The sequence below is a fragment of the Bradyrhizobium sp. ERR14 genome, assembly GCF_014198235.1.
Taxonomy (GTDB): Bacteria; Pseudomonadota; Alphaproteobacteria; order Rhizobiales; family Xanthobacteraceae; genus Bradyrhizobium.
Window position 1 is genome coordinate 204,718 of the sequence record NZ_JACIHD010000009.1, and the last position, 19,769, is coordinate 224,486.

The 19,769-nt window shown below is 66.1% G+C and carries 24 protein-coding genes; 17 read left to right on the forward strand and 7 right to left on the reverse strand.

What is annotated here, in order from left to right:
• Positions 1-14: 14 nt before the first annotated feature.
• Positions 15-743, reverse strand: coding sequence for a phosphonate metabolism transcriptional regulator PhnF (phnF, locus tag GGD62_RS24905; RefSeq protein WP_018321223.1), 729 nt, complete (start codon positions 741-743; stop codon positions 15-17).
• 119 nt (positions 744-862) lie between these two features.
• Between phnF and phnG the strand changes: the two genes are divergently transcribed.
• Genes phnG through GGD62_RS24950 form a run of 9 tightly spaced genes read left to right on the forward strand, consistent with a single transcriptional unit; the run spans position 863 to position 7,848 of the window.
• Positions 863-1,327: a phosphonate C-P lyase system protein PhnG gene (phnG, locus tag GGD62_RS24910; RefSeq protein ID WP_183710795.1), complete on the forward strand. Its 465-nt coding sequence runs from the start codon at positions 863-865 to the stop codon at positions 1,325-1,327.
• Between the two features lie 4 nt (positions 1,328-1,331).
• Positions 1,332-1,940, forward strand: a complete 609-nt coding sequence (phnH, locus tag GGD62_RS24915) for a phosphonate C-P lyase system protein PhnH (protein ID WP_018321225.1) — start codon at positions 1,332-1,334, stop codon at positions 1,938-1,940.
• A 4-nt stretch (positions 1,941-1,944) separates the two neighbouring features.
• Positions 1,945-3,048 carry a carbon-phosphorus lyase complex subunit PhnI gene (locus tag GGD62_RS24920; protein WP_183710704.1) on the forward strand — a complete coding sequence of 368 codons (1,104 nt, stop codon included), beginning with the start codon at positions 1,945-1,947 and terminating at the stop codon, positions 3,046-3,048.
• The gene (locus tag GGD62_RS24925) at positions 3,045-3,941 is read left to right on the forward strand and encodes an alpha-D-ribose 1-methylphosphonate 5-phosphate C-P-lyase PhnJ (RefSeq protein WP_183710705.1); all 897 of its coding nucleotides are present in this window, start codon (positions 3,045-3,047) and stop codon (positions 3,939-3,941) included. The genes GGD62_RS24920 and GGD62_RS24925 overlap by 4 nt, the downstream gene beginning before the upstream one ends.
• Positions 3,934-4,731: a phosphonate C-P lyase system protein PhnK gene (gene phnK, locus GGD62_RS24930; RefSeq protein ID WP_183710706.1), complete on the forward strand. Its 798-nt coding sequence runs from the start codon at positions 3,934-3,936 to the stop codon at positions 4,729-4,731. The genes GGD62_RS24925 and phnK overlap by 8 nt, the downstream gene beginning before the upstream one ends.
• 22 nt (positions 4,732-4,753) lie before the next feature.
• Entirely contained in the window at positions 4,754-5,452 is a 699-nt protein-coding gene (phnL, locus tag GGD62_RS24935) for a phosphonate C-P lyase system protein PhnL (protein WP_179738307.1), read from the forward strand.
• Positions 5,453-5,463: 11 nt separating this feature from the next.
• Positions 5,464-6,621 carry an alpha-D-ribose 1-methylphosphonate 5-triphosphate diphosphatase gene (locus tag GGD62_RS24940; protein WP_183710707.1) on the forward strand — a complete coding sequence of 386 codons (1,158 nt, stop codon included), beginning with the start codon at positions 5,464-5,466 and terminating at the stop codon, positions 6,619-6,621.
• On the forward strand, positions 6,618-7,214 hold the full coding sequence (gene phnN / locus GGD62_RS24945) for a phosphonate metabolism protein/1,5-bisphosphokinase (PRPP-forming) PhnN (protein WP_183710709.1): 597 nt from the start codon (positions 6,618-6,620) through the stop codon (positions 7,212-7,214). The genes GGD62_RS24940 and phnN overlap by 4 nt, the downstream gene beginning before the upstream one ends.
• Positions 7,215-7,236: 22 nt before the next feature.
• Entirely contained in the window at positions 7,237-7,848 is a 612-nt protein-coding gene (locus GGD62_RS24950; RefSeq protein WP_092251890.1) for a pyridoxamine 5'-phosphate oxidase family protein, read from the forward strand.
• 345 nt (positions 7,849-8,193) lie between these two features.
• Here GGD62_RS24950 and GGD62_RS24955 read toward each other — a convergent pair whose 3' ends face one another.
• Complete coding sequence (locus GGD62_RS24955; RefSeq protein WP_157644432.1) at positions 8,194-8,337, reverse strand: hypothetical protein; 144 nt, start codon at positions 8,335-8,337, stop codon at positions 8,194-8,196.
• On the opposite strand from GGD62_RS24955, the gene GGD62_RS24960 reads away from it, so the two are divergent.
• Positions 8,336-8,539: a hypothetical protein gene (locus tag GGD62_RS24960; protein ID WP_183710711.1), complete on the forward strand. Its 204-nt coding sequence runs from the start codon at positions 8,336-8,338 to the stop codon at positions 8,537-8,539. The two genes, GGD62_RS24955 and GGD62_RS24960, sit on opposite strands and share 2 nt — an antisense overlap.
• On the opposite strand, the gene GGD62_RS24965 is transcribed toward GGD62_RS24960, so the two are convergent.
• From GGD62_RS24965 to GGD62_RS24980, 4 genes are all read right to left on the reverse strand, one after another.
• Entirely contained in the window at positions 8,540-9,043 is a 504-nt protein-coding gene (locus GGD62_RS24965; RefSeq protein WP_183235572.1) for a DUF6496 domain-containing protein, read from the reverse strand. It lies immediately after the preceding gene.
• Positions 9,044-9,110: 67 nt separating this feature from the next.
• A complete protein-coding gene (locus tag GGD62_RS24970; RefSeq protein ID WP_183710713.1) occupies positions 9,111-9,893 on the reverse strand; it encodes an alpha/beta fold hydrolase in 783 nt (260 codons plus the stop codon).
• Positions 9,894-9,897: 4 nt separating this feature from the next.
• The gene (locus tag GGD62_RS24975; protein ID WP_179738320.1) at positions 9,898-11,193 is read right to left on the reverse strand and encodes an O-acetylhomoserine aminocarboxypropyltransferase; all 1,296 of its coding nucleotides are present in this window, start codon (positions 11,191-11,193) and stop codon (positions 9,898-9,900) included.
• 256 nt (positions 11,194-11,449) lie between these two features.
• Entirely contained in the window at positions 11,450-12,241 is a 792-nt protein-coding gene (locus GGD62_RS24980) for an IclR family transcriptional regulator (protein WP_183710715.1), read from the reverse strand.
• A gap of 127 nt (positions 12,242-12,368) precedes the next feature.
• Between GGD62_RS24980 and GGD62_RS24985 the strand changes: the two genes are divergently transcribed.
• From GGD62_RS24985 to GGD62_RS25015, 7 genes are all read left to right on the forward strand, one after another.
• On the forward strand, positions 12,369-13,334 hold the full coding sequence (locus tag GGD62_RS24985) for a tripartite tricarboxylate transporter substrate binding protein (RefSeq protein WP_183710717.1): 966 nt from the start codon (positions 12,369-12,371) through the stop codon (positions 13,332-13,334).
• 3 nt (positions 13,335-13,337) lie between these two features.
• Positions 13,338-13,955, forward strand: a complete 618-nt coding sequence (locus tag GGD62_RS24990; RefSeq protein ID WP_179738325.1) for a flavin reductase family protein — start codon at positions 13,338-13,340, stop codon at positions 13,953-13,955.
• Positions 13,956-13,999: 44 nt separating this feature from the next.
• Positions 14,000-14,860, forward strand: coding sequence for a fumarylacetoacetate hydrolase family protein (locus GGD62_RS24995; protein ID WP_183710719.1), 861 nt, complete (start codon positions 14,000-14,002; stop codon positions 14,858-14,860).
• 2 nt (positions 14,861-14,862) lie between these two features.
• The gene (gene hpaH, locus GGD62_RS25000; protein ID WP_183710721.1) at positions 14,863-15,666 is read left to right on the forward strand and encodes a 2-oxo-hept-4-ene-1,7-dioate hydratase; all 804 of its coding nucleotides are present in this window, start codon (positions 14,863-14,865) and stop codon (positions 15,664-15,666) included.
• Between the two features lie 25 nt (positions 15,667-15,691).
• Positions 15,692-16,084: a RidA family protein gene (locus GGD62_RS25005; protein WP_183710724.1), complete on the forward strand. Its 393-nt coding sequence runs from the start codon at positions 15,692-15,694 to the stop codon at positions 16,082-16,084.
• Between the two features lie 14 nt (positions 16,085-16,098).
• Entirely contained in the window at positions 16,099-16,974 is an 876-nt protein-coding gene (locus GGD62_RS25010; RefSeq protein ID WP_018321244.1) for an amidohydrolase, read from the forward strand.
• 183 nt (positions 16,975-17,157) lie between these two features.
• Complete coding sequence (locus tag GGD62_RS25015) at positions 17,158-18,681, forward strand: tannase/feruloyl esterase family alpha/beta hydrolase (RefSeq protein ID WP_246800279.1); 1,524 nt, start codon at positions 17,158-17,160, stop codon at positions 18,679-18,681.
• 29 nt (positions 18,682-18,710) lie between these two features.
• On the opposite strand, the gene GGD62_RS25020 is transcribed toward GGD62_RS25015, so the two are convergent.
• A complete protein-coding gene (locus GGD62_RS25020) occupies positions 18,711-19,718 on the reverse strand; it encodes an LLM class flavin-dependent oxidoreductase (RefSeq protein ID WP_183710728.1) in 1,008 nt (335 codons plus the stop codon).
• Positions 19,719-19,769 lie beyond the last annotated feature (51 nt).

The following is a 19,769-nucleotide window of genomic DNA, read 5'->3' on the forward strand; positions in this document are numbered from 1 at the left end:
GGAGAGAGAATCCCCTACGACTCCACCAGAAACTCCACCCGTTCCGCGGCAAAGCGCGAATGCTTGGTCATCAGCGGCTTGCCGTCAAGATCGTGGTCGGTGGCATCGACCACGAGGATCGGCCGTCCGAGCGCGAGATCGAGCCGGGCCGCATCGGTTGCGTCGACGATGCCGGCGGTAATCCGGGTCGCGCCGCGGCGGTAGTCCCGCACCCCGTAATGCTCCAGGAGCTTCGTCATCGAGCGCGTCGCCGCGAACACGGCACCGGCGCCGGGAAACAATTCCGCCGACAGCCATGTGGTGGAGACGCAGATCGGCGTGCGGTCGGCAAGGCGAATCGCCTCGATCCGCACCAAGGGCGCGCCGGCCTTCAATCCGAGCTCACGCGCCAGCTCGCGGGTCGCGACATCGTCGGTCGCCTCGATCAACTGACCGCGCGGCTCGCGGCCACCGGCGCCGACGATCTCGGAGAAGCGCGTGCGCGAGCGCAGGGGATAAGCGAGCTTCTGCGCTTCGACATAAGTTCCGCTGCCGCGCTCGGCGCGCACCAGGCCGCGCTCGGCAAGCGCTGCCAGCGCGCGCCGCACGGTGTGGCGGTTCACCCGATAGGTTTCGGCGATCTCCATCTCGCCCGGCAATTTGTCGCCGGCCGCAAAGCGGCCGTCGGCGATGCCGCGCTCGATGCCGTCGGCAACGAGGCGCCATAGCGCGACGCCGGACGACGCAGTGTCTTGCATGCTCATATCGCCGGCCAGCCTAGCCCAGAAATCACAGCTTTGTCACGAAACAGTCATGGCGCTCCCGTATGAAGTTGTCTATTATCATAGACAACTTCAGCGCGGCAAGTTCTGTCAAAGGTTCGGTGGATCAGGTGACCCTGCACAACAACCAGCAAGCCCAGCGCCAGGCCGCCATGGCCGTGCTGGCGCACGCGGAGGCGGGCGAGATCGCCGCCCGCCTCCGCAACTTGGCGCTCCCGGCACATCAGGATCTGCGCGCGCCCGAAAACGGTCTCGTCATGCTGCGCGGCCGGGTCGGCGGCGACGGCGCGCCGTTCAATCTCGGTGAAGCCACGGTGTCGCGCGCCGCGGTGCGGCTTGCGAGCGGCGAGGTCGGATTCGGCTACACGCTCGGGCGCGACGGCGAGAAAGCGCGGCTGATCGCTTTGTGCGACGCCCTGGTGCAGTCGAGGGATTTTGGCGGAGTGGTGGAGCGGGACGTTATCGCCCCGTTGCGTGAGCAGCTTATGGCTGGCCGCGCGCAGGCGGCGGCCGAGACCGCTGCGACGAAGGTTGATTTCTACACCATGGTGCGCGGTGAGGGGTGAGATCATGACCACGATTGCGGAACTGCCGCCGGGCTTCGCCGACAAGGTGCTGTCGGCGCAATCGACCTTTCGCTCGGTCATGGACGCGATGGCGCGGCCGGGCTCGGTCCAGCGCATCGTACCGGGGGCGGGCGCGCCCGACAGGATGATGCGCGGCACGGCCGCGATCGCGCTGACGCTGTTCGACCACGACACGCCGCTCTGGCTCGACGCGCGGCTGGCGGAGAGCCCGAACGTGGTGAAATGGCTGAAGTTTCACACCGGCGCGCCCGTGGTGCAGGATTCCTCGATCGCGAGTTTTGCGCTGATCAGCGACGGCGGTGCGCTGCCGCCGCTCGAACGCTTCGCGCTCGGAACCAGCGAATATCCGGATCGGTCCACCACGGTGATCCTGCAGGTCGATAGCCTCGACTCCGGACGGAGCTTCGAGCTGCGCGGCCCCGGCATCGACGGCGCCGCCATGCTCAATGCGTCGATCAAGCCGTTCGATCTGTTCGAGCGTATGCACATCAACGAGGCGCTGTTTCCGCGCGGCATCGATGTGGTGCTGGTGGCCGATGACGCCGTGGTCGCGATCCCCCGCACCACGCGAATCGTGAGCAAGGGAAGCTAGAAGCATGTATGTCGCAGTCAAAGGCGGCGAACGCGCCATCGAGAACGCCCATCGCCTGCTCGCAGACAAGCGGCGCGGCGACCAAGGCGTTCCGGAGGTCACGCTCGACCAGATCTCGGAGCAGCTTGGCCTCGCCGTGGACCGCGTCATGAGCGAAGGCTCGCTCTATGACCGCGAGCTCGCGGCCCTCGCGATCAAGCAGGCGCGCGGCGATTTGATCGAGGCGATCTTCCTGGTTCGCGCCTTCCGCGCCACGATGCCGCGTTTCGGCGCGAGCGAGCCGGTCGACACCGGCGCGATGCGCGTGCAGCGGCGGGTGTCCTCGACCTTCAAGGACATTCCCGGCGGCCAGATCCTCGGGCCGACCTTCGACTACACCCATCGCCTGCTCGATCCCGCGCTCGCCGAAGGCTTCGTGCCGGAGGCGCCGGCAACGGCGGAAGCCTCGACGGCGCCGACGCCGCGCGTGACCGACATCCTCGGCCGCGACGGACTGATCGAATCCTCTCCGCAGGCCGAGGACGGCGCCAGCGTCGGCGATCTCACCCGCGAGCCGCTGAACTTTCCTGCGGACCGTGATTTGCGCCTGCAGAATCTCGCACGTGGTGATGAAGGATTTTTGCTGGCGATGGGCTATTCCACCCAGCGCGGCTATGGCCGCAACCATCCCTTCGCCGGCGAGATCCGCTTCGGCGAGGTCGAGGTGGAATTTTCGGCGGAAGACGTCGGCTTCGCCGTGCCGCTCGGCTCGATCGAACTCACCGAGTGCCAGATGGTCAACCAGTTCAAGGGCTCCGCGACGGAAGCGCCGTGCTTCACCCGCGGCTATGGCCTCGCCTTCGGCCAGAGCGAGCGCAAGACCATGTCGATGGCCCTGGTCGACCGCGCGCTGCGTGCCCGCGAGCTCGGCGAGGAGGCACTCGCCCCCGCGCAAGATGAAGAATTCGTGATGTCGCATTCGGACAACGTCCAGGCGACCGGCTTCGTCGAGCATTTGAAGCTGCCGCACTATGTCGACTTTCAGTCCGAGCTCGGCCTGCTCCGCAAGCTGCGCAAAGAGTTCGCCGATGCCCAGACGCCTGATGCCATGAAGGAGGCCGCGGAATGAACGCGCCCGCCTACAACTTCGCCTATCTCGACGAGCAGACCAAGCGGATGATCCGCCGCGCGATCCTGAAAGCGATCGCGATCCCCGGTTATCAGGTGCCGTTCGCCAGCCGAGAGATGCCGATGCCCTATGGCTGGGGCACCGGCGGCGTGCAGGTCACCGCCGCGATCCTCGGTCCCGCCGACGTGCTGAAGGTGATCGACCAGGGCTCCGACGACACCACCAACGCGATCTCGATCCGGAAATTCTTCGCCAAGACCGCGGGCGTTGCCACGACGACCGCAACTGACGAAGCGACGGTGATCCAGACCCGCCACCGCATCCCCGAGGCGACGCTGCACGCAAACCAGGTGCTGGTCTATCAGGTGCCGATCCCGGAGCCGCTGCGTTTCCTCGAGCCGCGCGAGACCGAGACGCGGCGGATGCATGCGCTGGCCGAATACGGCCTGATGCATGTGAAGCTCTATGAGGACATCGCCCGCTTCGGCCACATCGCCACCGCCTACGCCTACCCGGTCAAGGTCAATGCGCGCTACGTGATGGATCCGTCGCCGACGCCGAAATTCGACAATCCCAAGATGGACAATTGCCCGGCGTTGCAATTGTTCGGCGCCGGCCGCGAGAAGCGCATCTATGCGATCCCGCCTTACACGAAGGTGGTGTCGCTCGATTTCGAGGATCATCCGTTCGAGCCCTATCGCTTCAACGCGCCCTGCGCGCTGTGCGGCGCGGAGAATTCCTATCTCGACGAGATCGTCACCGACGACAAGGGCGGACGGATGTTCGTGTGCTCGGACACCGACTATTGCGAGAGCCACCAGGCCGCCGGTCATCACGGCAGCCTCAGCGCCGCGCCGTACAAGGAGAAGGCGCAAGGAGGCACCAATGGTTGATCACGCGGCGCTCGAAAACGATCAGCCGCTGCTGGTCGCGACCTCCCTCAGCAAAACCTTCGGCCGTATCGCCGCGTGCCGTGACGTCTCCTTCGCGCTGTATCCCGGCGAAGTGCTGGCGATCGTCGGCGAATCCGGTTCGGGCAAGTCGACGCTGCTGCAACTCCTGTCGGGCCAGCTCGCGGCCAGCGGCGGCCACGTGTCCTATCGGATGCGCGACGGTGTCGCCCGTGATCTCGCCACGCTCGGCGAAGCCGAGCGGCGCTTCCTGTACCGCACCGACTGGGGTTTTGTGCATCAGGATCCCGCCCAGGGCCTGCGCATGGCGGTCTCGGCCGGCGCCAATGTCGGCGAGCGGCTGATGGCGGTGGGTTGGAATCACTATGGCCGCATCCGCGAGACCGCGTCCGACTGGCTCACCCGCGTCGAGATCGACACCGCCCGCATCGACGATGCACCGCGGACCTATTCCGGCGGCATGCGCCAGCGCCTCCAGATCGCGCGCAACCTCGTCACCGAACCGCGGTTGGTATTCATGGACGAGCCGACCGGCGGGCTCGACGTGTCCGTGCAGGCGCGCCTGCTCGACCTCCTGCGCAGCCTCGTCGCCGAGCTGCACCTCGCGGTCATCATCGTCACCCACGACCTCGCGGTGGCGCGGCTGCTCTCGCACCGCGTGATGGTGATGAAGGGCGGCCGCGTCATCGAGACCGGTCTCACCGACCAGGTTCTCGACGATCCCCGCGAGCCCTATACGCAACTTCTCGTCTCCTCGATCCTGCCGCCATGAACCTATCAATATGAGCTTTCCAATGACCGCCATGATCGACGTCACCGATGCCAACAAGACCTTCACCATGCACCTGCAGGGCGGCATCGAGTTGCCTGTCGTCAGCGGCGTGACCTTCCAGGTCAACGCGAGCGAATGCGTCGTGCTGTCGGGGCCGTCAGGCGCCGGCAAATCGTCGATCCTGAAGATGATCTTCGGCAATTACCGCTGCGATAGCGGTCGCATCGGCATCCGCCACCGCGGCGCGCTGATCGATCTCGCCAGCGCCGAGCCGCGCCAGGTGCTCAACGTCCGTCGCGCCACCATCGGCTATGTCAGCCAGTTCCTGCGCGCGGTGCCGCGGGTGGCCACTATCGACGTCGTCGCCGAGCCGCTGATCGTGAACGGCATGCCACGCGCCGACGCGCAAGCCCGCGCCGGCGATTTGCTGCACCGCCTCAACATCCCCGAGCGTCTGTGGCAGCTTCCGCCCGCGACCTTCTCCGGCGGCGAGCAGCAGCGCGTCAACATCGCGCGCGGCTTCATCTCGGACCTGCCGATACTGCTGCTGGACGAGCCGACCGCCTCGCTGGATGCCGCCAACCGCGCGGTCGTGGTCGAGCTGGTCGCCGAGAAGAAGCGCCAGGGCGTCGCCATGGTTGCCATTGTCCATGACGACGAAATCCGTCATCTGATTGCCGACCGCATCGTCGACGTCACCAGCTTTGCCGCCGCGGCCTGAAGGAAATGGAAATGAACGCCAAGCCGAAGGACATTGTGATCGCCAACGCCAGGATCGTGCTGGCTGACCGGGTGATCGAGCAGGGCTGGCTCGCTCTTGCCGACGGGCGCATCGCCGAGATCGGCGATGGGACTGCGCCTGCGGGCGCCGAGGATGCCGGCGGCGATTTGATCATGCCGGGCCTGATCGAGCTGCACACCGACCATCTCGAAGCCCATTACGTGCCGCGGCCAAAGGTGTTCTGGAATCCGGTCGCGGCCGTGATCTCCTATGACGGCCAGCTCGCGACTTCGGGCATCACCACCGTGTTCGATTCGCTCCGGGTCTGGCGCGAGGACGGCGCCGAGGAGGTCGACGGCCGCGCCGGCGTGCTCGCCGCCGCGATCACGACCGCGCGCGACGCCAGCCTGCTGCGCGCCGACCACTTCCTGCACCTGCGCTGCGAGATCCCGATGCCGAGCGTGGTCGAGGAGGCCAGGGAGCTGATCGACCGTCCCGACGTCAAGCTGATGTCGTTGATGGACCACACGCCCGGCCAGCGTCAGTTCCGTGACGAGGTCAAGCTGCGCGACTATTATCGCGGCAAGGGCGGCGGCAAGACCGATGCCGAGCTCGACGAGCTGTTCGCCAAGCGCTTCGAATATCAGAAGCTCTATGCCGCGAGCAACATGCGCGAGATCGTGGCGCTGGCGCATCAGTACAAGATCCCGCTCGCAAGCCACGACGACACCACCGAGGAGAACGTCGCGGATGCCGTGCGCGATCGCGTCTCGGTGGCGGAATTCCCGACCACGCTCGAAGCCGCGCGCAGCTTGCATGAGGCCGGCATCGACATCCTGATGGGCGCGCCGAACGTCGTGCGCGGCGGCTCGCATTCCGGCAACATCGCCGCCGTCGATCTCGCCCGTGAGGGCCTGCTCGACATTCTGTCGTCGGACTACATCCCGTCGAGCCTCCTGATGGGGGCGCTGCAATTGCCCGAGCACGTGCCCGCCATCGGCCTTCCCGCGGCGATCCGCACGGTGACCAAGGCACCTGCGGAGGCGGTTGGCCTCACCGACCGCGGCGAGGTTGCGATCGGCAAGCGCGCCGACCTCATCCGCGTGCATGTCGCAGGCCACGTTCCCGTCGTCCGCAGCGTCTGGCGCGAAGGAAGCCGTGTCGCATGAGCGCGAGCGCAACCATGGCGGGCGAGCGGACCGGTGCGATCGGACCCGGACGGCTCGTGCTGGTGGTCGGTCCCAGCGGCGCCGGCAAGGACACGCTGCTGCGGCTGGCGCAGGCGGCCTGCGCTGACGATCACGACATTGTCTTCCCGCGCCGAATCGTGACGCGTGAATCCTCCGCCGACGAAGACAATGTCGCGCTTGGCCCCGACGAGTTCCGCCGCGCGTGCGAGCATGGCGATTTCGCCGTGCATTGGGATGCGCACGGGCATTCCTATGCGCTGCCGCTCGACATCAATGACGATATCCGCGCCGGCCGCACGGTCGTTGCCAACGTCTCGCGCACCGTGATCGGCGCACTGCGCCAGGCCTATGCTGACATCGTGGTGGTTGCGATCACGGCGCCGCCGGATGTGCTGGCCGCACGGCTGGCTGCCCGCGCGCGACAAAGCGACAGCAACATCGCCGAGCGTCTCGCCCGCAGCGTCGACGACAGGTCGGCGCAGGCTGATGTCACCATCCTCAATGCCGGCGGCGCGGACTATCATGCCCGCCAGCTCGTGCGCGTGATCAGGAATGAAGGCTGGCACGATTAGCCAGTACAGCAAGGAGAACGGAATGTCGGTGATCGAAACGATCGAACAGCTGGAGGCCATCTACGGCGCCACCAACGACGCCTCGACCGTGAAAGTCGCCGACCACGTCACCCCGCTCTACCGCGTCTTCATCGAGAAGGCGCCGTTCGCCGCGCTTGCCACCATCGGCCCCGAGGGCATCGACTGTTCGCCGCGTGGTGACTTGCCCGGCTTCGTCCGCATCCATGATCCCAAGACGCTGATGCTGCCGGATCGTCGCGGCAACAACCGGGTCGATTCCCTGCGCAACATCGTGCGCGACCCGCGCGTGTCGTTGATGTTCCTGATCCCCGGCTCCGGCAATGCGGTTCGCGCCAACGGCCGCGCCCATCTCTCGGTCGATCCCGAGCTGCTGGCCTCGTTCAAGGTCGAGGGCAAGGCGCCGCGCAGCGTCATGGTGATGAAGGTGGCCGAGATTTACTTCCAGTGCGCTCGCGCCATCGTCCGCTCCGACCTCTGGAATCCCGACAAGCGTATCGATCCCAAGACGCTGCCGACGCCCGGTCAGATCCTCGCCGAGATGAGCGACAACAAGGTCGGCGGCGCGGAGTACGATCGCATCTGGCCCGAGCGCGCCGCTGCGACGATGTGGTGAGACTTTCTTCCCCTCTCCCCTTGTGGGAGAGGGTGGCTCGCCGCATAGCGGCGAGACGGGTGAGGGGTTCTCTCCGCGCGCTAGTCTCTCTCATTTGAACCTGCGGAACGAACCCCTCATCCGGCGCTTCGCGCCACCTTCTCCCACAAGGGGAGAAGGAAGAGGAGCGAAGCCGCGCGAGGTAAATCCGGCTGCCACTGCTCACCGCGGGAGAAGCGCTTCAGCGCGCTCACGGCAAATATGGATAGCCATTTCATTGACCAATCGCGGCAATCGCTCGATAGTCGCACATCGAAACTGCTCCTCGAGTCCAAGCCGCACCATGAGAACCGATCGCCAGCGCAATCAGAACGACATGCTCGCATGCATGACGCGGCGCTGTTTCTCGGCGGCGACGGGTGCCTGTTGTTGTTGCTGACCGCGTCCTAGCAACATCCACATCGCAATTGCCAGACAGGAGCGCCGGAATTCCGGCGAACGAGCAGTCATGTCCCACACCCAGTCCGACGCCTATATCATCGAGATCCACGATCGTGCCGCCGGCATCATCACGAGGGATGCCCGCGGCTTCCGCTTCTTCTCCTCCGAGCGCCTGTTCGACAGTCTCGAAGGCCGCCAGTTCCGCTCGGCGCGCGAGGCGGAGCGCGCGGCCCGCGCCGTGTTCTCCGAGCGTCGCAATCGCCTGAGCTGATCAGCTCCGGCGGCGTGCCCTGGTGCGTGCCGCCTTCTTCGCGGCAGCGGAGCGGGTCTTGGCGCCCTTGGTCTGGCTCGCCTTCCGTGCGGCAGCCGAACGCGACGCCGCGGTTCGTCCGCTCGCGGCGCGCTTGCCCTGCTTCGACAGCGCGCTGCGCGATGCGGTCGAGCGCGGCTCTTTCTTCAGGACGTTCTCGACCGCGCGCGACACTTTCGGCCGGCGCTTCGGCGTGCGTTTGCCTTGGCCGACCTCGTAAGCATATTTGGCGCTGCGGCGTGTCGATTTCTTGGTTCGTCCTTTGCGCGGCGGCGGCAGATCGACGCCGGCGCGGCGCGCCTCGGACAGGCCGATCGCAATGGCCTGCTTGGTCGACCGTGCGCCGTGCTTGCCTTTCCGGATCCTGTCGATCTCGTCCTTGACGAATTCGCCGGCCTGCGTGCTTGCCGATTTGCCCGCGCGCTTGTCCCGCTTCGCTTTGCGGATCACTTCTTGTCTTGGCATGGGTGAGTTCCCTCAAGATGTACAGGGATGTCTCACCGCAACGCGCAGAATGATCGATTGATCCTTCTCAGTTCCGCAAGGCCGCAAGCAATTCGTCAGGCCGCTCTGCCATGATCATATGCCCGGCGCCCGGCACCATGACGGTCTTTGCATGCGGGATGGCGGCCGCAAGAGCCTTGCCCGCCTTCGCCGGGGTCATCATGTCCCGTTCGCCGAGAATTAATGTCGTCGGCACCTTCACGCTCGCTGCGGCGGTCAGCGCATTCGCGTAGGCATTGCAGGCCGACAGATCCCTGAACAGCACGCCGGGCTCGCAAGACTTCAGCACCGCCTGCGCGCCGCCATGCATCCATAGGCCCGGCGCGAGGCTGCCGCCAAGCTCGGCGTTGAAGCCGAGGCCCCAGATCGAAACCATGTCGTTGGCATCCTGCGAGTTGGCCTCGGCGGCCTTCAGCAGATCCGGGCCGACCGTCATGGTCGCGGCGGTGCCGATCAGGCTCAGCGCGGAAACCTTGTGGGGGTGACGCGCCGCCGTCTCCAGCGAGATCAGCGATCCCATGGAATGGCCGATCAGATGCGCCTTCGCGGCTCCCGCCGCATCGAGCAGCGCCGCGGTCCAGTCGGCCATCTCGGCGATGCTGCCGAGCGAAGGTCCGCTGGAGCGACCGTGAGCGGGAAGGTCCGGCGCCAGCACGCCAAAACCGTGATGGGCGAACCAGCGCGTATGCAGCGCCCAGGTCGAACGGTCGAAGCCGGCGCCGTGGAGGAAGACGACCGCGGGCAGGGACTTGTCGAAGTCGCGGCCGCCGGTTGCGACGAACACATCAGCGCCGTTGACGGAGAACTTCATGGTGTCAGACCTTCTGCGAGATGCGCAGCGCCTGCGCGAGATCGTCGATGATGTCGCTGGCGGTCTCGATGCCGACCGACAGCCGCACCAGCTCCTCGCCGATGCCGGCCGCCTTGAGCTGTTCGGCGTCCATCTGCTGATGCGTGGTCGAGGCGGGATGAATGACCAGCGTCTTGGCATCGCCGACATTGGCGAGATGACTGATCATGCGCAGCGATTCGATGAACTTGCGGCCCGCAGGGCGGCCGCCCTTGATGCCGAAGGAGATGATCGAGCCGGCGCCGCGCGGCAGGAGCTGCTTGGCGAGCTGATAGTCCGTGTGCGTCTCCAGCGAGGGATGCAGCACCCAGTCGACGGCCTTGTTGGACTTCAGGGCTTCCAGCACGAGATGCGTGTTCTGCATGTGGCGGTCCATGCGCACGCCCAGCGTTTCGACGCCCTGCAGCAGCTGGAACGCGTTGGTCGGCGACAGGCAGGCGCCGAAATCGCGCAAGCCCTCGGTCCGCGCGCGCATGATGAAGGCGGCAGTGCCGAACTGCTCGTCGAAGACGATGCCGTGATAGCCGCCATAGGGCTCGGTCAGCACGCCGAACTTGCCGGAAGCGCGCCAGTCGAAGCGGCCGCCGTCAATGATCGCGCCGCCGATCGCGATGCCGTGGCCGCCGATCCATTTGGTCGCCGAATGCATGACGATGTCCGCGCCCAGCTCGATCGGGCGGCTGAGATAGGGCGTGGCAAAGGTGTTGTCGATAAGCAACGGAATCTTTGCCTCATGGGCGATCTGAGCGACCTTGGGAATGTCGAGCACCTCCAGCCCGGGATTGCCGATGGTCTCGCCGATCACGAGCTTGGTGTTCGGCTTGATCGCCGCGCGGAACGCATCGAGATCGCGCGGCTTCACAAAGCTGGTGGTGATGCCGAAGCGCGGCAGCGTGTGTGCCAGCAGGTTGATGGTGCCGCCATAGAGCGAGCTCGACGCCACGATGTGGTCGCCGGCATTGAGCAGCGTCGCGATGGCCAGGTGCAGCGCGGCCATGCCGCTCGCGGTGCAGATCGCTCCGACGCCGCCCTCTAGCGCGGCCAGCCGCTCCTCCAGCACGCCGGTGGTCGGATTGGAGATGCGCGTATAGATGTGGCCGGCGCGCTCCAGATTGAACAGTGCGGCGGCGTGATCGGAATCCTGGAACACGTACGACGTGGTCTGGTAGATCGGCACCGCGCGGGCCCCGGTCACGGGATCCGGATGCTGGCCCGCATGCAGGCTCAGGGTCTCGAAGGCAGGCGGTTTCGGCGCGGGCATGCGGGGGCCTCGTTGTCGGTCGGCGGAGGAGGCGTTGTGCCATAAAATTGTGCGGGACGTCAGCCCATTGATAGCCGCGATGACGGTGCGCTCCCTCTCCCGCTTGCGGGGGAGGGCTGGGGAGGGGGTGTCTCCGCGTCGGGATTGTTGCTGATTGCGGAGAATGTCCCTGCGTGGCGAGAGCCCTCACCCGCCGCGCTTCGCGCGTCGGCCTCTCCCGCAGGCGGGAGAGGCGAAGGACTAGCACCGTCCGCGCCTAACCCCCGATCGCTTGCTCGATACTCCGCGCCTCCCGTAACAAGATCTCCGCGACCTCCTGCTCGCGGCGGGGGCCGAGCCTCGTTCGCACCGCGGAGACAGTGATGGCTGCAGCCGGTCGCCCGTCCGGGGTCTTGATCCAGGTCGAGATCGATTTCGTGCCCTGCACGAGGCCGATCTCCCTCAGGCCATATCCCAGCCGTCGCGCGGCGGTGACCTCGCCGAGGACTGTCGCCACATCGGTCTTGTAAGCCTCGAACCGCTTCTCGTTCGCTGCGACGATCTTTCGCGCGTCTTGCGCCGGCATCGCCGCGAGGATGGCGACGCCCGCACTGGAGACGCCGAGCGGCCGGCGCGCGCCGATCTCGATCGACAGCACCTGGATCGGATAGATTCCGATCCTGCGGTCGACGCACAGCGTGTCGTTGCCGGTGCGCACCGTCAGGAACATCGTGTCGCCGATTTCGGTGGAGGCACGTTGCAGCGATGGATTGGCGGCGATCAGCAGCCGCGACGGCCGTGGCCGTGCCAGCGCCAGCTCCGGCACCTGGTTGCCGATCGCGTAGCGGCCGGTCCGCTCGTGCCGCTCGACGATGCCTTCCTCGATCAGCACGTGGACGATGCGGTGCACGGTCGGACGGGTGAGGCCGGTCGCCCGGATCACCTCGGCCAATGGCACACCGTCCTCGCGGCCTGCGGCAAGAATGCGCAGCACGGCGAGCGCGCGCCGGATCGCCTGCGCGCCCTGCCGCGGGGATATCGCGTTGCGGGCGATTTTCGTCTTGTCCATAATATGGACAAGAACGCCACAATTCGCTCGACAGGACAAGCGCGTGTCTGGAGATTGCGCCCCGGTCGATCTGCCGCGCGCATCGCCGCACGCGACGTGAATTTGGAAGCGCTGCCGGGAGGTTAACATGAGATTAATCTGGATTGCCATAGCTGCCGCCACCGCGATGCTGGCAGGGCCCGCGTCGGGCCAGCAATGGCCGGCCCGCAGCGTCAAGCTGATCGTGCCTTATCCGGCCGGCGGCAATGTCGATAGCGCCGCGCGCATCGTCGCCGACAAGCTTCAGGAAAAGCTCGGCCAGCCCTTCATCATCGAGAACAAGGCCGGCGCCGGCGGCATGATCGCGGGCGAAGCCTTCGCGAAGTCCGCGCCCGACGGCTACACGCTGTTCGTCGGCGCCAACGGTCCGGTGCTGTTCGCAACCGAGATCAACAAGCGTGAAGCCTATAACTGGAAAAAGGACTTCATGCCGATCTCGACCATCTCGATGACGCCGCTGGTGCTCGAGGTGCATCCGTCGGTGCAGGCGACGACGCTGAAGGAATTCCTCGATCTCGCCAAGCGCGAGCCCGGCAAGCTGACGATGGCCTCGCCTGGCCCCGGCACCACCAACCATTTGCTCAGCGAGCTGATGCAGTCGAACCTCGAGCTGCAATGGGTCACCGCGCATTACCGCGGCAACGCGCCGGCGATCAACGATCTGCTCGGCGGCCAGGTGCAGTTCGCATTCGACCAGCTCACGGTCAGCCTCCAGCACATCAAGGCCGACCTGTTCCGCGCGCTCGCCGTCACCAGCCCGCACCGGCTGAAATCGCTGCCCGACGTGCCGACCTTCGCCGAGCTCGGCTACAAGGACTTTGACGGCCAGACGTTCACCGGCCTGTTCGCGCCTGCCGGCACGCCGGCGCCGATCGTGGACAAGCTGCACGAGACGCTGGTTGCGATCCTGAAGGATCCTGCCGTGGTCGACAAATTCGAAAAGCTCGGCGGCGAAGCCACGCCGATGACGCCGGACGAGTTCAAGGCCTACCTCGAGCGCGAGGACGCCAAGTGGATTCCGGTGGTGCGCAAGGCCAACATCAGGGCGGATTGATCGATGCGGATCGATCCGACCGAGCTCGGCGCCGAGCGCATCTACCGCCTGATGACCGGCATCGTGGTGCCGCGTCCGATCGCCTGGGTCACCAGCCTGTCGAGCAAGGGCGTGCTCAACCTCGCGCCGTTCAGCGCCTTCACCTTCGTCTCGCAGAAGCCGCCGATGCTCGCCATCAGCGTCGGCCGCAAGGGCGCCGACTACAAGGACACCGCGCACAACATCCTCGATACCGAGGAATACGTCATCCACATCGCCGATACCCCGCTGATGTCGGCGGTGCACGACTCATCGGTCGAGCATCCGCCTGAAATCAGTGAGGTCGAGCATCTTGGCCTGGAGACGATTCCGAGCGAGCGCATCAGGGTGCCGCGGCTCGCCGCCGCGCCTGTGGCGATGGAATGCCGCTTCCGGCAGTGCCTCGAATTCGGTGAGGCCAAGAGCCGGCTGATCGTTGGTGAGGTCGTGATGTTCCATTTGCGCGACGGCCTCGTGAACGACGGCAAGGTCGAGACTAAGGCGCTCGACCCGATCGCCCGCATCGGCGGGCCCCGTTACGCCCGCCTCGGCGAGATCGTGACGCTGAACACCGTATTTCAGACGCCCAAATCGAAAGACTGAGCGCGCCGCCTGCCGCGCTGCCCGACACAAATTGGAGAACGACTATGCGACTCCTGAGCTATCTCGTGGACGGAGAACCGCGCTACGGCGCGGCCGTCGCTGACGGCGTGATCGATCTGACCAGGCGGATCGGCCGCGACTTCTCCGACGTCAAGGCGCTGATCGCGGCCAACGCGCTGTCCGACGCGCAGGAAGCGATCGCGGGCGCGAAGCCGGACTATGCGCTCGACGATCTCGTCCTGCTGCCGCCGGTGCTGGCGCCGGAAAAGCTCTGGTGCATCGGTGTCAACTACGCCGAGCGCAATGCCGAGTACAAGGACAATTCGGACCTGCCCAAATATCCGAGCCTGTTCGTGCGCAGCATGTCGTCGATGACAAGCTCCGGCCAGCCGCTCGAGAAGCCCAAGGTTTCGGAGCAGCTCGACTATGAGGGCGAGCTCGTCATCGTGATCGGGCAGGGCGGCCGTCACATTCCGCGCGAAAAAGCATGGTCGCACATCTTCGGCATGACGTTGTGCAACGAGGGCACCATTCGCGACTGGCTGCGTCACGGCAAGTTCAACGTCACGCAGGGCAAGAATTTCGATCGCTCCGGCAGCATCGGCCCGTGGATCGTCACGTCGGACGAGCTCGACCCGCGCGGCCCTCATGACATCACCACGCGTGTCAACGGCGAGGTGCGGCAGCAGGACACGACCGAGCGGCTGATGTTCCCGTTCGATTATCTGATCTCTTATCTCTCGACCTTCGCGACGCTGAAGCCCGGCGACATGATCGTCACGGGCACGCCGACGGGGGCGGGCGTTCGCTTCGATCCGCCGCGCTGGCTGAAGGTCGGCGACGTCGTCGAGGTCGAGTCGCGCCGCATCGGCGTGCTCCGGAACACCGTCGCCGCGGAGCAGTAACCATGCTGGATGCCGCCACGATCGAGCGCCTCGCCGCGCGCCTGGATGAGGCCGAGCGCACCAAGTCGCTGATCCCGATGTTCACGAAGGAATATCCCGATTTCAGCATCGAGGATGCCTACGCCGTCCAGCGCGCCTGGACCAAGCTCCAGCTTGGCCGCGGCCGAATCATCAAGGGCCACAAAATCGGCCTGACCTCGAAGGCGATGCAGAACGCGGTCGGCATCAACGAGCCCGATTACGGCGTGCTGTTCGCCGACATGTTCTATGCCGACGCCATGCCTGTTCCGTTCGATCGTTTCCACGCGCCGCGGATCGAGGTCGAGCTCGCCTTCGTGCTGAAGGCGCCGCTGCGCGGGCCCGATTGCACCATCTTCGACGTGCTCAACGCCACCGATTACGTGACGCCGGCGCTGGAGATTCTGGAGACGCGCATGCACCGCGTCGATCCCGAGACCGGCAAGACGCGAAAGGTCATGGACACGATCTCGGACAATGCGGCCAATGCCGCGCTGGTGCTCGGCGGCCGGCCGTTCCGCCCGCTCGATGCGGATTTGCGCTGGATCGGCGCGCTCTTGTTCCGCAACGGCGAGGTCGAGGAAACCGGGCTCGCGGCCGGCGTGCTCAATCACCCCGCCAACGGCATCGCCTGGCTCGCCAACCGCCTCGCGCCGCATGACGAGCATCTGAAGGCCGGCGAAGTCGTGCTGGCGGGCTCGTTCACGCGCCCCGTGGACATCCGCCGCGGCGACACGTTCCATGCCGACTATGGCGCCTTCGGCTCGGTGTCGTGCCAGTTCGTCTGAATCAATAACAAAGAGGGAGCGCACCATGAGTGGTCACACGCGACGCAAGAGCATTCATATCGGCGGCTTCAAGCACGCCAATCCGATTCCGAACGCCTGCCGCATCGGCAATCTCGTGATGTCGGGCGTCATCCTCGGCCGCGATAACGCCGGCGTCATGCCGGAAAGTCTCGATGCGCAATGCGCCAACATGTTCGCGCACATAAAGGCGACGGTGGAAGCCGCCGGCGGCACCACCGACGACATCATCAAGATGACGGTATGGCTGAAGGACCGCACGCAGCGCGGCCCGGTCAATGTCGAATGGCTCAAGATGTTTCCGGACGAGCATTCGCGCCCGGCGCGCCATGCGCTGCCGATGGACAGTATGGACGGCGGCGCGCTGGTGCAGTGCGACTTTACCGCCGTGATCGACTGAAGGAGTTCTAGCGCATGCCGACCTATCTGCCATTCGATCCCAATCCGCGCCGCCCCATCAAGGCGCCGCCGCCGAAGACGGTCGACAGCCAGTTTCACGTGCTGGGTCCGATCGACAAATATCCGGAACGACCCGGCGCGGCCTACCGCATGCCGACCGCGACCTGGGAGGCCGCGCTGCGCGTCCACAAGGCGCTCGGCATCGAGCGCGGCATCATCGTGCAGACCACGACCTACGGCGCCGACCATGCCGTCGTGCTTGACGGCCTCGCCGCGATGGGCCCGAACTATCGCGGCTGCGCCAACGCACTGGTGTTCGCGGAGGCGAACGACGCCTATCTCGCCAAGCTGCATGACGCCGGCGTGCGTGGCGCGCGCTTCAGCTTCCGCCAGGAGCTCGGCGCCGTGCTCTCGGATGCCGATTTCGCCCGCGCCATCGCCCGCATCCGTGAGCTCGGCTGGTACGTCAAGATCCAGCCGGAGAAGGACGGCATCGTCTCCAGCGTCGCCAAGTACGAGAATCTCGACGTCCCCGTGCTGATCGATCACATGGCGCGCCCCGATCCGGAAGCCGGCAAGAGCGATCCGAATTTGCGCAAGATGCTCGAGCTGCTCAAGAAGGGCAATTTCTGGGTGATGCTGTCGCTCGGCGAGAAGACCTCGAAGGCCGGCGCGCCCTATGACGACGTGATCCCGATCGCGCGCGCCTATATCGAGGCCGCCGTCGACCGCTGCGTCTGGGCCAGCGACTGGCCGCATCCGGTCTCCGTCAAGCAGCCGCCCAACGACGCCGATCTGCTCGAGCTGATGTACCGCTACGCCCCGGACCAGGCGGAGCTGGAGAAGATTCTCGTCCACAATCCGGCCAAGCTGTTCGGCTTTCCGGACTAGCCGGAGCATTCACGGTCGGGGGACCGCATGTTGATCGTTTCGGCACGTAGGCTGCGTCGTCCGGTTTGGCAGGCCGCGCTTGCTTGCATCGCAAGTGTTGCCTCCACCGCAATCGCAGCAGCAAGCGACACCGTCCCGCCCGTGACCGCATGCGACCGGCTCCACCAGGAGTCCGGTCCGACGATGCGCGTCAGCGAGGCGCAGCCGCGTCCGGCGGCCGGCGGGCTTGCCGCGCATTGCGAGGTGATCGCTTATCTCGACGAGCGAACCGGCGCCGACGGCCAGAAGTTTGCGATTGGCCTGCATCTCCGATTGCCGGACGCATGGAACGGCCGCTTTGTGTTCCAGGGACAGGGCGGCACCGACGGTGTTCTCGGCAGCGGCGATGCACAGCCCGGCGGCGGACAGCCGAGTGCGCTCGATCAGGGCTACGCGACGGTTACGACCGACGCCGGACACAGCAACGCGCCGGGCCCTCTCGGCGGCGCCAGCTTCGGTCTCGATCCGCAGGCGCGGATCGATTTCGGCTATCGCGCCGACGATGTCGTCACACGGCAGGCGAAGCACTTCATCCAGGCTTACTACGGCCGCTTGCCAAAATACTCCTATTTCCTGGGCTGCTCCAATGGCGGGCGGCACGGCATGGTGATCACGCAGCGCTTCCCCGACCATTTCGATGGCGTGGCGGCCGGTGCACCGGCATTTCGAATGCCCGAGAAGGGGCTCTCGGGCGCCGCCGTGACGCAAGCCTTTGCGGCGATCGCACCGAAGGCGCCGGACGGTCGCCCCATCCTGGCGCAGGCCTTGTCCCAGGCCGATATGGATTTGCTGTCCAAGGCCATCGTTCAATCCTGCGATGCCGCCGACGGGCTTGCCGACGGCATCATCGACAACGTGCCGGCCTGTCGTTTTTCGCCGCGCACGCTGCAGTGTTCCGCCGAGAAGACCGCGAGTTGTCTCTCCGCCGCGCAGGTCACAGCGGTCGAGAACTATTTCGAGGGACCGACCACGGCACAGGGCCGCAGGATCTATGCGCCCTATCCCTATGATTCCGGCATCGCCACGGAGGGATGGCGGCGCTGGATTCTCGGCAACGCACCCGACAGCCGCGTCAACGCCTTCAACGTCTCCTTTGGCGCGACGCTGGCCTATCTCTATATGACCCCGCCCCACGCGCCCTTGGCGAGCGAAGCGGACGCCGTCTACGATTTCTATCGCTCCGTGGATGTGATGGAAGCCCACGCGAAAATCTTCGGCACGAGCGCGGCGATGCCGGAAAGCTCCGTGCAGACGATCTCGGCGAACGCAGTCGATCTCTCCGGCTTCCGTGCGCGGCGCGGCAAGCTGCTGCTTTATCACGGCGTCAGCGATCCCACGTTCTCCGCGCTGGATACGCTCGATTGGTACAAGCGCCTCACGAATGCGGTGGGCGGAGAAAAAGAAACGGCCGACTTCGCCCGCCTCTTCCTCGTGCCCGGCATGAACCATTGTTCAGGAGGGCCTGCCACCGACAGCTTCGACGTGCTGACCCCGCTGGTGAACTGGGTCGAGCAGGGCCGCGCGCCGGAGCGCATCCAAGCTCGTGCGGGTGCGAAGACGCCCTGGCCGGAGCGCAGCCGGCCGCTGTGCCCCTATCCGCGCCAGGCGCGCTATCTCGGCACTGGCAGCATCGAGCAGGCCGAGAACTTCACCTGCGCCGTCCCTTAAGCCGCCGCGACGCTCGCGGCGCGCATGGCTCACGCCGCCGGCTGCTTTGCCAGCCGGTCCCGCACCTCGGCCGCGATCTCGAACGAGCGCAGCCGCGCGGTGTGGTCGTAGATCTGCCCGGTGGTGATCAGCTCGTCCGCGCCGGTATCAGTGATCAACGCCTTCAGCTTCGCCTCAATCACTTCGGGCGAGCCGACCGCGGAGCAGGACAGCGACTGGCCGACCATGGCCTTCTCCGCCGGCGACCACAGCGCGTCCATGTCGTCCACCGGCGGCGGCAGCGGCCCCGGCGTGCCGCGGCGTAAGTTGATGAATGCCTGCTGCAGCGAGGAGAACATCCGCTGCGCCTCGGCGTCGCTATCGGCCGCGAACAAATTGACGCCGATCATCGCATAGGGTTTGTCGAGCTGCGCCGATGGCTCGAAGCGCGCGCGATATTCGCGCAGCGCCGGCATCATCATCTGCGGCGCGAAATGCGAGGCGAACGCGAACGGCAGCCCCAGCATCGCGGCAAGCTGCGCGCCAAAGGTGCTCGATCCCAAAATCCAGAGCGGCACCCTGGTCCCCATGCCGGGCACGGCGCGGATTGCCTGGTTCGGTTGTGCGTCGCCAAGCAGCGCCTGCAGCTCCAGCACGTCATGCGGAAAGTTCTCGGAGCTGGTGGCGAGGTCGCGCCGCAGCGCCCGCGCGGTGAACTGGTCGGTGCCGGGCGCGCGCCCAAGCCCGAGATCGATCCGCCCGGGATAGAGCGATTCCAGCGTGCCGAACTGCTCGGCAATGACCAGCGGCGAGTGGTTCGGCAGCATGATCCCGCCAGAGCCGACGCGGATCGTCTTCGTTCCGCCCGCGATATGCCCGATCACCACCGACGTCGCCGCGCTCGCGATGCCCGTCATGTTGTGATGCTCGGCCAGCCAGAACCGCTTGAAGCCCCAGGCTTCCGCGTGCCGGGCGAGATCCAGCGAGTTGCGGAACGCCTGCGCGGCGTCGCCGCCCTGACAAATCGGCGCGAGGTCGAGCACGGAGAAGGGGATCATGGGGAGGGTACCGGCGAGAAGGAGCTGTGCCACCACATGTAGTGTCCGTGC